The sequence below is a fragment of the Verrucomicrobiales bacterium genome (genome assembly GCA_016793885.1).
GTDB lineage: Bacteria > Verrucomicrobiota > Verrucomicrobiia > Limisphaerales > UBA11320 > UBA11320.
The window spans coordinates 1-11,577 of record JAEUHE010000259.1; the positions used below are offsets into that span (position 1 = coordinate 1).

Annotated in this window: 11 protein-coding genes and 2 rRNA genes; 8 read left to right on the forward strand and 5 right to left on the reverse strand. The window is 57.4% G+C overall.

Annotated features, from left to right (window positions below):
- The 4 genes from JNN07_28070 to JNN07_28085 form a co-directional block, all read left to right on the forward strand.
- Positions 1-1,390, forward strand: a 1,390-nt coding sequence (locus JNN07_28070; GenBank protein ID MBL9171620.1) for a HEAT repeat domain-containing protein, incomplete at its 5' end; no start/stop codon positions are given.
- Positions 1,391-1,426: 36 nt separating this feature from the next.
- Positions 1,427-2,692, forward strand: a complete 1,266-nt coding sequence (locus tag JNN07_28075; protein ID MBL9171621.1) for an HDOD domain-containing protein — start codon at positions 1,427-1,429, stop codon at positions 2,690-2,692.
- 24 nt (positions 2,693-2,716) lie between these two features.
- The gene (locus JNN07_28080; GenBank protein ID MBL9171622.1) at positions 2,717-3,964 is read left to right on the forward strand and encodes a response regulator; all 1,248 of its coding nucleotides are present in this window, start codon (positions 2,717-2,719) and stop codon (positions 3,962-3,964) included.
- A gap of 17 nt (positions 3,965-3,981) precedes the next feature.
- Positions 3,982-4,356, forward strand: coding sequence for a hypothetical protein (locus JNN07_28085; protein MBL9171623.1), 375 nt, complete (start codon positions 3,982-3,984; stop codon positions 4,354-4,356).
- Positions 4,357-4,424: 68 nt separating this feature from the next.
- Here JNN07_28085 and thrB read toward each other — a convergent pair whose 3' ends face one another.
- Entirely contained in the window at positions 4,425-5,315 is an 891-nt protein-coding gene (gene thrB, locus JNN07_28090) for a homoserine kinase (protein ID MBL9171624.1), read from the reverse strand.
- A gap of 105 nt (positions 5,316-5,420) precedes the next feature.
- Here thrB and thrH point away from each other — a divergent pair, with 105 nt between their 5' ends.
- The gene (gene thrH, locus JNN07_28095; protein ID MBL9171625.1) at positions 5,421-6,032 is read left to right on the forward strand and encodes a bifunctional phosphoserine phosphatase/homoserine phosphotransferase ThrH; all 612 of its coding nucleotides are present in this window, start codon (positions 5,421-5,423) and stop codon (positions 6,030-6,032) included.
- A 28-nt stretch (positions 6,033-6,060) separates the two neighbouring features.
- Here thrH and JNN07_28100 read toward each other — a convergent pair whose 3' ends face one another.
- Together JNN07_28100 and plsY are read right to left on the reverse strand one after the other, a co-directional pair.
- On the reverse strand, positions 6,061-7,047 hold the full coding sequence (locus tag JNN07_28100; GenBank protein ID MBL9171626.1) for an NAD(P)-dependent glycerol-3-phosphate dehydrogenase: 987 nt from the start codon (positions 7,045-7,047) through the stop codon (positions 6,061-6,063).
- On the reverse strand, positions 7,044-7,736 hold the full coding sequence (plsY, locus tag JNN07_28105; GenBank protein ID MBL9171627.1) for a glycerol-3-phosphate 1-O-acyltransferase PlsY: 693 nt from the start codon (positions 7,734-7,736) through the stop codon (positions 7,044-7,046). The genes JNN07_28100 and plsY overlap by 4 nt, the downstream gene beginning before the upstream one ends.
- 70 nt (positions 7,737-7,806) lie before the next feature.
- Between plsY and JNN07_28110 the strand changes: the two genes are divergently transcribed.
- From JNN07_28110 to JNN07_28120, 3 genes are read left to right on the forward strand one after another with little or no spacing between them, the layout of a single operon-like run.
- Positions 7,807-8,832: a Gfo/Idh/MocA family oxidoreductase gene (locus tag JNN07_28110; protein ID MBL9171628.1), complete on the forward strand. Its 1,026-nt coding sequence runs from the start codon at positions 7,807-7,809 to the stop codon at positions 8,830-8,832.
- Between the two features lie 3 nt (positions 8,833-8,835).
- Complete coding sequence (locus tag JNN07_28115) at positions 8,836-10,059, forward strand: hypothetical protein (GenBank protein MBL9171629.1); 1,224 nt, start codon at positions 8,836-8,838, stop codon at positions 10,057-10,059.
- 24 nt (positions 10,060-10,083) lie between these two features.
- Positions 10,084-10,737 (forward strand): redox-sensing transcriptional repressor Rex, encoded by a 654-nt coding sequence (locus JNN07_28120; GenBank protein ID MBL9171630.1) that lies wholly within the window; start codon positions 10,084-10,086, stop codon positions 10,735-10,737.
- Positions 10,738-10,962: 225 nt separating this feature from the next.
- Here the strand turns inward: JNN07_28120 and rrf are convergent.
- Positions 10,963-11,078: ribosomal RNA gene (gene rrf, locus JNN07_28125) — 5S ribosomal RNA — on the reverse strand.
- Between the two features lie 85 nt (positions 11,079-11,163).
- Positions 11,164-11,577: ribosomal RNA gene (locus JNN07_28130) — 23S ribosomal RNA — on the reverse strand; the annotation flags it as partial.

Here is an 11,577-nt window from a genome sequence, read left to right on the forward strand (position 1 = left end):
TCAGATGATCTGGTGGTCCATACAACAACTCAAGGCACGCAAGCCGGAGTCGCGCATTGCGGCAGCCGAGAAGCTGGCCGCCTCGGAGAAGCCCGAGGCCATCGAGGCGTTGGCGGAAGCGGCCAATGACTCGGAGGCATCTGTACGGCAGGCCATCACGGTAGCGTTGGGCCGATTCAAGGATGAGCGGGTCGTTATACCGCTGACGGGTTTGCTCAACGACATGGCACCCGAAGTACGCGCAGCAGCAGCCACCGCCTTGGGTGACATCGACGCGAAGTGCGCCGAAAAGCCTCTCATCTCATCCCTCAAAGACCAAAACGACAAGGTACGCCAAGCTGCGGCCAAAGCCCTGGATAAACTGGGATGGCAGCCTCAGTCATCCGAGGAGCGCGCGGTGCACTCCATCGCGATTGGGCGCTACATGCAAGCGGCACAGGAGGGCGAAACCGCCTTCTTTCCGCTGGTATCCGTTTTAAAGGGGGACACCTACCATCAACGCAAAGCAGCCATCGAGGCGCTCTCACGGCTGGATGACAGCCGTTCGCTGCGTCCCTTGATCTCCGCGCTCAAGGATTCAGACAGCCATGTGCGGGTTTCGGCCATCGAGGCGATCGGGAGACAGGCCAGTCCGGAAGCGATCGACGCCCTGATCGTGGCTTTAAAGGACGAGTTCCCACCGGCGCGCACTGCAGCCGCGGAAGCGCTCGGCCGGAGCGGTGGAGCCAAGGCCCTCGTTCCACTCACCGTCGCTCTTCGGGATAAGTCCTGGGATGTGCGGCGCGCGTCAGTGGAAGCGCTTGGACGCCTGGGAGATGCTCGGGCTCTGGAGCCGCTGGTGGCTCTGTTCAAAGACAAGGATCCAGATGTCCGAATGGCAACCGTCCGCGCCTTGAGCACGCTGAAAGACCCACGCGCCATACCGGCTTTGATTGTGACCCTGACCGACGACCAGAGGCAGGTCCGGGAGGCCGCTCTAGACGCCCTGCAACGTCTCGATCCGCAATGGGATCGCAGCGATGCGGCACAACAGGTTGTTCCCGAACTCGAGAACGCCCACCGAAGCCGCGAGTACTGGGTCCGCCAAGCGGCCTCGGATGTTTTGGCGCGTATCGCGCAAGCCCGCAGCGACAGTCAGGCGCTCGAGGGCGAACCGAATGCAGTGCTCGTGGAGGCTCCGGTTGTGGTTCAGTTGCTGGCGGGGCTGCTTCGAGACGGGGACCGCGATTTCAGGCTGGCCGCAGCGGAAGCCTTGGGGAGATTGGGCGATCACCGAACCTCCAAGGTGCTGGAGGAGGCGCGCGAGGACATTGATCCCTGGGTGAAACACGCAGCGGATAGAGCCTACGAGGAAGTGCAGGAGCGGGGCCGAGCACGGGCGGAGCGTTAGACTTAAGAAGTAGAGAAAACCCACTGATTGATTGATATGAAACGACGCCTCCTTCTGCTGGGAGATGGTCCCAGAGGGCTTCAAAACCTGAAGAGCCTCGCCTCGGGCTTGGGCCCAAGCTGGGAGGTGGTGGGCTCGGCAAGCCTGCCCGAAGCGCAGGCTCACCTGGGCCAAGGTTCATTTGACGCCATCGTCACCGAAGTCCGGATCGCTGGAGCCAGTGGCCTGCAGTTCCTGAATCAGGTCACCGAACTCCACCCACGAACGCAACGATTTTTGCTGGCGGACCTTTCCGACAAGCAGGCGGTAACCAAATGCGTAGGCACCTCCCACCACTACCTCGCCACACCCTGCGACCCCCAGACACTGAGAGCGGCTCTGGACCGTGCTTCTAGTCTGGAGGTTTGGCTCACCAATGAACGCGTCAAGAAGTTCATCGGCCAGATGCAGAAGCTGCCCAGCATTCCCTCACTCTATTTTCAGGTGGTCAAGGAGCTGCAGTCGCCCACGTCCTCGCTGGAGACCATCGGCAACTTAATCGCGAAGGATCTGGTGATGACCGCCAAATTGCTTCAGCTGATCAACTCCGCCGTATTCGGGCTCCGACGGCAGATCGCCAATCCCACGGAAGCAGTGCTGTGCCTAGGGGCGGAGACCACGAAGTCCGTCCTGCTCCTGGCGCATACCTTTTCCTATTTCGACAAAATCAAATCGAGTTCATTTTCCGTGGATAGTCTGTGGGAGCACGCCCTCTCAACAGGATCTACCGCCCGCCTCATCGCCCAGCACAGCGGTGCCTCGCCGGAGACTGTCGAGGAAGCGTTCACCGCGGGGCTGCTGCACGACATCGGAAAGCTCGTCATCGCGTGCAACCTCACGACCGATTACATCAAGGTCATTCATGCCGCCCACCACGAGAAAAAGGCGATTTGGCTGATGGAGGAAGCGACCTTCTCCCTTACTCACGCCGAGGTGGGAGCCTGCGTGCTAGGGATTTGGGGCTTACCAGTGTCGATTGTTGAAGCGGTGGCGTTGCATCACTATCCAAGCCGATTTCTCAGCAAGAGCTTCTCGGCTCTGACCGCGGTTCATGTGGCCAACGCATGGGATCAGGAACTAAGAGCCAAAGGAAAAGTGGAGAGCCAGATGCTACCCGAAGTCGATGTGGCTTACCTCCAGGAACTTGGTTTAGCCGACCAGCTTCCTCTTTGGCGCGAGGCATGCAAGATGCCTCCCATTAAAGAAAAGAACGAGGCAGAACGGCAAACGGAAGTGATTCCAGCGGGCGCCATCGCCGCTTGAGCCTAAAAGAATCTGAGCAAGAAAATGCCCCCTATTGCTGCCAATAAACGACGGGTCCTGTTTGTAGATGACGAGATTCCCTTCCTGGAGATCATCGGCGAAGCCATGCAGGCTTATAGCCGTGGCGCTTGGCAGATTGAGCTGGCGAGCAATACTAGCAAGGCCTTGACCATCCTGCAGAGCGGGCCCGTGCATCTGGTTGTAGTGGACATTCAGATGCCGGTCGTGGACGGCATCCAGTTCTTGAAGCTGCTCAAGCGGAAGTATCCGAGCATTCCGCGCGTCATCCTGACCGGTCATCTGGAGCCGGATCACCAGGCCGCCTGTCAATCACATGGGGCGGAACTCATCCTGGAGAAACCGGGAACTCCGGAAGGACTTGAAGTGGTGCATTCCGCGCTCGATGAGCTGGCGCAATGGCAACCGGAAAGCGGCTTTCAAGGGGTACTCAAGAAAGTAGGCCTCCAGGACGTGCTTCAGATGGAGTGCTTAGCGAGGAGCTCGCTGATCCTGGAGATCTCCGCCAACGGAGAAACCGGACAGATCTTCATCGAACAGGGGGCGATCGTCCACTCCCAGGTAGGGGATCTGAAGGGCGAACCGGCGTTTAATCAGCTTTTGGGGCTATCGGGAGGGCAGTTTAATCTAAAGCCGTTCAGTGAACCCCCCGAGCGCACCATCTCCGGATCGTGGGAGTTCCTCCTCATGGAGGCGGCGCGGATGAAGGACGAGATCCTTAATGCAGAAGCTGAACAAGCGGAAGCGGCCAGGGTGGCGGAGCTCCCGCCCGCGGGGGACCGAACACCCAGCGCCCAGACTCAATCCGCCACCGAATCTTCCACCGACTTTATCGTAGTCTCCGAAGGCGCGACCGAAACTGAGATCTTGTCGCAAATGACCGCGGCCGGGTTGACGGGGCTGGCCATGTCCGACACCTCATTTGGCACCGAGTCTTTCGTACAGGACAGCGTTCCCCCCGAAGCCACACCGCCAGCTCCGCCGAGGATTGAAGAGTTTGTCATCACGACCGGACGAGGCGAGGTGATTCACGATTTCCAGTGCGACCGGCCCGAGGAGCGGCTTCAGTTCATGGAGTTCGTGCGTCAAAAGTCGCGACAGGTATGCCAGGGCCTGCCAGTGGGAGATTTTGAGCGACTGGAGCTGGAAGGCCTGGAAGCGCGCATGGTGGTTCGAACCGAGGGCGAGCACGTGTATCTTCTGCGAGCGTTGCGCGAGAGGCCCGGCGTCCAAGTTGAACCGAGCCACGTTTAAGCAAAAGGAGCGATCACATGAAGAGCGTCATCAACGACTGGCTGAAGGAACAAGCCGAACGGAAGGGCCTGTTCGCCATAGGGGTCGTGCACCCGGACAACTCATTCTCGGGCCAAAGCTGCTCCTCCATATATCCTTCGATTTTTCTGAACAATTCCTGGCGCTGTCTGAAGGAGACCTTTGAGACCGTGCGTGAACAGCATCAGTTCGATAGTCTATCCCTGAAGTGGGTTTATGAACATGCTTCGTTGTATGCGGCTCAGAGAATGGACCGCACCGTTTTGGGGCTATACGTCAGCCGGGACGAGCAGCTAGTGCCTCGAAGCGAGGTGGAGCAGATATTGAACGACTTTCTCTTTTTGGAAGACCAGACCCACTATCGAACGGCGTAAGGCGATCCGGTGAAAGAGCGGAGTGGCTTGACTCTGCAGCGATCCAATCCAGTTGTTTGCTGCAAGTCTTACCCGACCGTGAAGCCTTGATTATCTGCACGAAGGATCAGGAGCTCAGAATCCGACAGAAACCGTTGCATCGCCTTGCCCACGGCTTCAGGTTTCTGCAAGGTCAGGCAGACGATACTAGATCCCGAACCGCTCAACCACCCACCTAGAGCTCCGGCCTTTTCTCCGGCCTGAATGACTCTAGAAAGCTGAGGGATGAGCGGCTCCCGGTGGGGCTGGTGCATCCGATCGTCGAACAAGCCCTTTAGAAGTCCCAATTCCCCAGCGGCAAAAGCTGCCGTAACCAGAGCGGTACGGTTGATTCCGTGTAAAGCATCGGCTTTGTTATAGGAGTGGGGAATCGATTCCCGACCGGCCTCTAGGCTGATCCCAGAATTGGGAACGAGGCACACGAAAGATGCCTTGGGAGAAACCTCGAACCGAAGGCTCCGAGACGATTTACCCACCTTGCCAGCCGCTACAAAGCCCCCGAAAATAGAGGCTGCTGCGTTGTTCGCATGGCCTTCCAACTCGGTCGCTAAATCCAGCAAGGCGGTCCGATCCAGCTTCGTTTTCGCGAGCACATCCAGCGCGGCGAGGATCCCCACACGCAAACTGGCGCTGGCGCCCAGTCCTCTGCCATGCGGGATTTCTCCACCCAATTCAACGTCGATGCCAAATGCAGGCTTCCGGGTGCGGGCGAAAAACAGTTTGAACGCCTCGTAGATCAGCACCGTAGCCTTGGCCCATTCAGACTGGGGAATGGGCGAGACCAGGTTAACCCCCTTGGTCTTGCGCTGGGTCACCCGAACGTGACCATGGTGCTTCAGAGCCACCCCGAGCGCGTGGAGACCTGATCCGAGGTTGGAGGTGGAAGCGGGGACGACGATTTCGACCGAGTTAGGTTTCATCAGCTGCGTTTGTCGGTATACCAGCAGAACACAAGGCCGACTTGCAACTGGAAACTCACGTACGACGCTTGATTGGCGAGTGCCGAGGCAGGCATGATCTGCCGTATGACTCAGTCGATCGTTACCTTAGACCTGGAAGGGGTGTTGGTACCAGAAATCTGGATCGCGGTTGCGGACAAGACGGGAATCCCCGAACTGCGACTCACCACCCGAGATGTGCCCGACTATGACACTCTCATGGCAGGACGTCTGCAACTCCTCGAGAAGCACGGACTCAAACTCCAGGACATCCAGGAAGTCATTGCCACCCTGAAGCCTCTACCAGGAGCCTACGAATTTCTCGAGACTCTGCGCGCCCGAACCCAAGCCATTCTGCTATCGGACACTTTTGAGGAATTCGCGCAACCCTTGATGAAGCAGCTGGGATGGCCCACCATCTTCTGCCATCGGCTGGAGGTCATCAATGGACGGATCGTCAATTATCGGCTTCGCCAAAGCGATCAGAAGAGGAAATCGGTCGCGGCCTTGCGTGGTCTTGGTTATCGGGTCATCGCGGCCGGAGATTCCTTTAATGACACCACGATGCTAGCCGAGGCGAATGCCGGCTTCCTATTCCACGCGCCCATCAGCATTCAGCAGCAATTCCCGCAGTTCAAAGCCTTGGAGACCTATGGTGACCTCATGGCGCACATCGAACAGGAGTTGGAGAAGCCTTAGCGAAGACAACTGACTAAGCAAGGACAGGTCAGTCGGCGGTCTCTGCCTTGGGCTCCCGGGTCATGAGGGCCCTGAGTGCCTGGTCAGGCCGCTTACCCTGGTAGAGAAGCTGATAGACCTCATCGATGATTGGGGTGTCCAACCGCTTCTGGCGGGCAAGCTCCCATGACGATTGAGACGTGGGGTAACCTTCCACTACCGAGAGAGAGGTCGCCAAAATGTCCCGCAAACACTCGCCACGCCCAAGCCGTTCCCCAAAGGCACGATTCCGGCTTTGTTTGGAGAAGCAGGTGACCGTCAAGTCTCCCAGCCCACCCAAGCCCGCAAACGTCTCCGCTCGAGCACCACAAGCAACTCCCAAACGCCGGATTTCCGCAATACCTCGAGTCACCAAGGCAGCCTTGGAATTGTCCCCAAAGCCAAGCCCATCACTCACCCCCGCGGCGATGGCGACGACATTTTTTAACGCCCCACCCAACTCAACCCCGAGCTCATCATTGCTGGTATAGACGCGGAACACCGGACCATTGAACAACAACTGGGTCTGCTGGGCTGCCAGGGAATCTATACTCGCAGCCACTACCGCGGTTGGTATTCCACGTGCCACCTCAGCCGCCAACGAAGGCCCGGAGAGCGTCGAAATTGAGGCGTTGACCACAAGTGCACGCAGGATCCCGCACATAGTCAATCCACTCTCATGTTCAACCCCCTTCGTGACACTGATCATGAGCCCACCATATCCTGTCAAGGCAGTGGCCACCTCCCGAAAGCCCTTGGAGGGAACACTGACGACTAGCGCATCGCTGTCACGGACCGCATAGGGCAGGTCCGTGGTGAGCCTCCAAGTTGAAGGCAGTTTCACCCCTGGCAAATAGCGAAGGTTAACGCCGTCACGCTGCAAATCCGCCAGATGCCCCGCGCTCCGACCCCACATGGATACCTGGTGACCATTCTCTGTCAGGCGTAGGCCCAATGCCGTACCCCAAGCCCCAGCCCCCAGGATGGTGACTTTCATTTCCGCACCTCCCCCGGTTTGCCTCCGATTCGATTCTCAGTGCCCTTCAGAAGGCGGGAGATATTGGCTCGATGCTTATAGATCGCCAATGCGCTCAGGAAGGATGTCATTGCAATCAAGGTGAAGCTTTGTCCGGTGGCCCAAGTGATTACTGGGAGGAAAGCAGCCGCCGCGAGGGATCCCAATGATACATAGCGGCTTAAGCCGAACACGATCAAAAACACGACCAAGACACCCAAAAAAGCCCACGGCACCAAAGCCAAAAGAACACCGGCGGATGTCGCGATCCCTTTGCCTCCCTTAAACTTCAGCCAGCAGGTGTAATTGTGTCCGAGGACAGCTGCAACGCCGGCAGAGATGCTCATCCATTCCAGGAATGTTGGCGAGGCTGCCGGATCAACCCAGCCTAGCGAGCGCACGATCCATGGCAGGCCTAGACAGGCAGTATAGCCTTTCAAAGCATCCACGAGCAGCACCGTGGCGCCCGGCCCCTTTCCGAGAATGCGGAAAGCGTTTGTAGCTCCGATGTTGCCGCTGCCCACGGTCCTCAGGTCGATGCCCAGGGCACGAGCGACCAGAAAACCGGTGGGGAAGGACCCCAAGAAATAAGCACCCACGATCAAAAAGCTGAACAATCCGATCTGCACCGGGAAAATCTCCCGCCTAGATCTGCCAACATCAAGGACCAAAGTTCAGTTGTCATCGTCGGTTGGTAGGTGTCACCTTAAAGGCGTGACGGAACACGGCACGAATTCATCGATCTACAGCGGAACGCTTCGAGTTGCGGTCATCGGTACCGGCTCCCTAGGCAAAGAACATGCCCGAATCTATGCAGATCTGGCCGCGGCGGGTGTTGTCGAATTTACCGGGGTTTACGACACCCTTCCTGAGAATGCCCGACGTGTGGCTGAGAAGGTCCGCACCCAAGCGTTTCTAAAGCTCGAGGATCTCATCGATCGCAGCGATGCTGTAAGCGTGGTCACACCGACCTCCACGCACTTCGATATCGCCAAGATTCTCCTGCAGAACGGTAAGCATCTTCTGATCGAAAAACCGATGACCAGCGATTCGCGGCAGGCAGAGGAACTGGTCGAGCTAGCTCGAGGAAAGAACTTGCTGCTGCAGGTCGGACACGTAGAGCGATTTAACCCCGTTTTCCAGTATCTCCGAACCGTGGCGACGCTGCCGCGTTTCATCGAAACCCACCGGCTGTCACCCTACCCGGCTCGGAGCACCGACGTGGGCGTGGTGCTGGACTTGATGATTCACGATTTAGACGTCGTGCTGGCGTTTGTGAACTCCCCCATTACGAGCGTGGATGCGGTTGGCATTCCGGTATTGAGCAAATCGGAGGACATCGCGAACGCGAGACTAAAGTTCGCAAACGGATGTGTGGCCAACCTCACTGCCAGTCGGATAAGTCCCGAAAGACTGCGTAAAATCCGAGTCTTTAGCGGTGGCGAACACCCCACCTACGTGTCGCTCGACTACCGGGCACAGGAAGGCTTCATCTATCGGCTGGCCAAAGGAAACGAAAGCGAAAGTTCTCTATTGAGAAAACTGCTCGCCGCCAAGGACTCGACGATTGTCAGCGAGTTTGGCGGACGCAGAATTGTTCGCGAACCGGTGCCCATCCGCAAAGATGAACCCCTGAAACTGGAACTGGAAAGCTTTGTGGAGTGCGTTAAGTCCAGCTGCTCTCCGGTCGTCAGCGGCGAGTCAGCCAAGCGGGCGCTGGACGTGGCGTTTGAAATCTCCCGGCAGATTCAAAAGGCACTCCCGTAATCCATGAGGAGGCTCTCGATCATGGTGGTGGCAGGGGAGCCTAGCGGTGATCTCCTGGCAGCCGAGTTGGTGGACGCGCTGAGGGACCGGTTAAGCTCCGCCCCCCGGGACGCTCGAGGAGTTTCCGTTCTCGGGGAGGCCTCCTTGGAGCCGGTCTTCTTTGGGGCAGGCGGGCCGAGGATGAAGGTAGCGGGGGTAGAGATTTTGCACGACCTGACCGCCAGGTCGGTCATTGGGCCAACTGAAGTCGTGGCCAATTATGGAGCATTTCGGCGCATTTTCAAACAGTTGATAGCGGAGGCACGAGCACGACAGCCGGACGTCGTGATACTGGTTGATTTCTCGCATTTCAACCAGCGTTTGGGCGAAGCCATTCGGAGGGTGGCTGGGACAGGACGCCGCCCGTTCCACAACTGGAACCCGCTGCTGGTGAAATACGTTTCTCCTCAGGTCTGGGCATCACGCCCTGGCCGATCGGCCGCCATCGCCCGAACTTTCGATCTTCTCCTGTGTATTTTGCCCTTCGAACAAGCCTGGTACGCGAAGAGGGAACCACGGCTCAAAACCGTTTACGTCGGCCACTGGATCATGGACCGCTACCCGGCGACCCCGGTTGTTTCATCCACACCACCAGTGCATCCGCCACTGATACTTCTGCTTCCCGGAAGTCGGCCGGGTGAGATTCGTCGTCACGCCGGAGTTTTGGTTGAATCGGTAGCTCGCCTCCGCAAGCGCGTTGATGTTCGCGCAGTTCTGGCCGTTCCCAACCAGAGCCTGGCGGAGCTGGTGCAGAGAGCTTGTGGGGATTTGGGCGGTGTGAAAGTTGAAGTTGGCAACCTCGGGCGACATCTTCAGAGCGCCACCATGGCCATCGCTGCAACCGGGAGCGTCACCTTGGAATGTGCCCGTTTCGGGTTGCCCACAGTGGCCATCTACAAGACGTCGTGGTTGACGTATCAAATCGCCAAGAGACTCATTACGGTTTCCTACCTCTCGATGCCCAATCTTTTGGCCAACGAGCCACTCTTTCCGGAATTCATCCAAGACAAAGCCACACCAGAGGCGATTAGCGAGGAGTGCGTCCGTCTCTTGACGGACGAGCGGCGCAGAGCGACTGTGAAGCAGAGATTACAAACCGTGATTCAGAGCCTCGGCAACGGCGGGGCCGGCCAGCGTGCGGCCGAACAGGTGTTACAACTCCTTAAGGACCGTTCGGTGGCCTTTTGACGCCGACCTACTTCTGTTTAGATCATGAACAAAGACAAGGCTATCCTGAGGAAACAGACCCGCCCTGAGATCCCGCGAAAAACGGTTTATCGCCTGTCGATCTACCTCCGCTGCCTTCATCGTTTGAAGTCGAATGCGATCAGGACGGTATCTAGCGAAGCTCTCGCCAAAGCGGCCGGAGTTAAATCAGCGCAATTGAGGAAGGATTTGACCTATTTCGGTCAGTTTGGAACCCGGGGCTTGGGTTACGATGTGGAGTTGCTGTCCAAAATGATTTCGGAACTGCTGGGAACTTCCAGTTTGCAACCGGTCATACTGGTTGGCGTTGGTAATTTGGGAACCGCCCTACTTGCCTATCAAGGATTCCAGCAGGAGGGTTTTGAAATTGTGGCAGCGTTTGATGCCGATCCGGCCCGAGCACGTGCGAAGAATACTGGGCATCCCATCGCGGGGATGGAGGAGATTCCCAAATGGATCAGCGACCGCGCCGTTAAAATGGCGATCATGGCGGTGCCCGCCACCTCAGCCCAGGCCGTTGCCAACCAATTGGTGCAACACGGCATTAGTGGAATCCTCAATTTTAGCCCGGTTGTGCTGCAAGTCCCCGACGAAGTGACGGTCAACAACGTGAATCTGGCGATCGAGTTGGAGAATTTAAGCTACTTTGTCCGGGGTTGAGACGCACTTTCCACACCTGCAGTCGGCTTTGGAGTCCGCCTGAAGCCTAATCCATGCAGTCGTTCAGCACGCGTTTGCCTGATTTTTTGCGAAACCCTTCGTTGTTCGTCGCTTACGCACTTCGCTCTGTGATTACTTGACCCTTTCACAGAGACTCCTGAAACCTCCAGCGAGCCGTGGGCATGAAAAAAGCCGAAGGAATTATCCTTCGGCTTTTAATAGAAAAACTGGCGGCAACCTACTCTCGCGGAAGCTATACAACCACTACCATCGGCAAGACTGCGTTTGACGGCCGAGTTCGGAATGGGATCGGGTCGGACCACAGCTTTATAACCACCAAAAAATTGGCTAAAGAACACTTATTCTTTGAAGACTACACGTAGAACAAACTTCGAGCACACAGTTCACTGATCATGATCAAATTAAACGATCAAGCCTCACGACCGATTAGTATCAGTCCGCTGAGTCCATTACTGGACTTACACGCCTGACCTATCAACCCGGTGGTCTGCCGGGGGTCTTTAGGGACTTACGTCCGGGAAACCGTATCTTGGGATGAGCTTGGCACTTAGATGCTTTCAGCGCTTATCTCTTCCGCACATGGCTACGCAGCGCTGCCCCTGACGGAACAACTGCCACACCAGAAGTGCGTCATTCTCGGTCCTCTCGTACTAGAGAATGAACCCCGCAAGTTTCCTACGCCCACAGTGGATAAGGACCGAACTGTCTCACGACGTTCTGAACCCAGCTCGCGTACCGCTTTAACCGGCGAACAGCCGGACCCTTGGGACCTTCTCCAGCCCCAGGATGCGATGAGCCGACATCGAGGTGCCAAACCGG

Bases quoted from the DNA above. Each gene is read 5' to 3' on its own strand.
- JNN07_28075 (MBL9171621.1), top strand. From the start codon at position 1,427: ATGAAACGACGCCTCCTTCTGCTGGGAGATGGTCCCAGAGGGCTTCAA.
- JNN07_28080 (MBL9171622.1), top strand. From the start codon at position 2,717: ATGCCCCCTATTGCTGCCAATAAACGACGGGTCCTGTTTGTAGATGAC.
- JNN07_28085 (MBL9171623.1), top strand. From the start codon at position 3,982: ATGAAGAGCGTCATCAACGACTGGCTGAAGGAACAAGCCGAACGGAAG.
- thrB (MBL9171624.1), bottom strand. From the start codon at position 5,315: ATGAAACCTAACTCGGTCGAAATCGTCGTCCCCGCTTCCACCTCCAAC.
- thrH (MBL9171625.1), top strand. From the start codon at position 5,421: ATGACTCAGTCGATCGTTACCTTAGACCTGGAAGGGGTGTTGGTACCA.
- JNN07_28100 (MBL9171626.1), bottom strand. From the start codon at position 7,047: ATGAAAGTCACCATCCTGGGGGCTGGGGCTTGGGGTACGGCATTGGGC.
- JNN07_28115 (MBL9171629.1), top strand. From the start codon at position 8,836: ATGAGGAGGCTCTCGATCATGGTGGTGGCAGGGGAGCCTAGCGGTGAT.
- JNN07_28120 (MBL9171630.1), top strand. From the start codon at position 10,084: ATGAACAAAGACAAGGCTATCCTGAGGAAACAGACCCGCCCTGAGATC.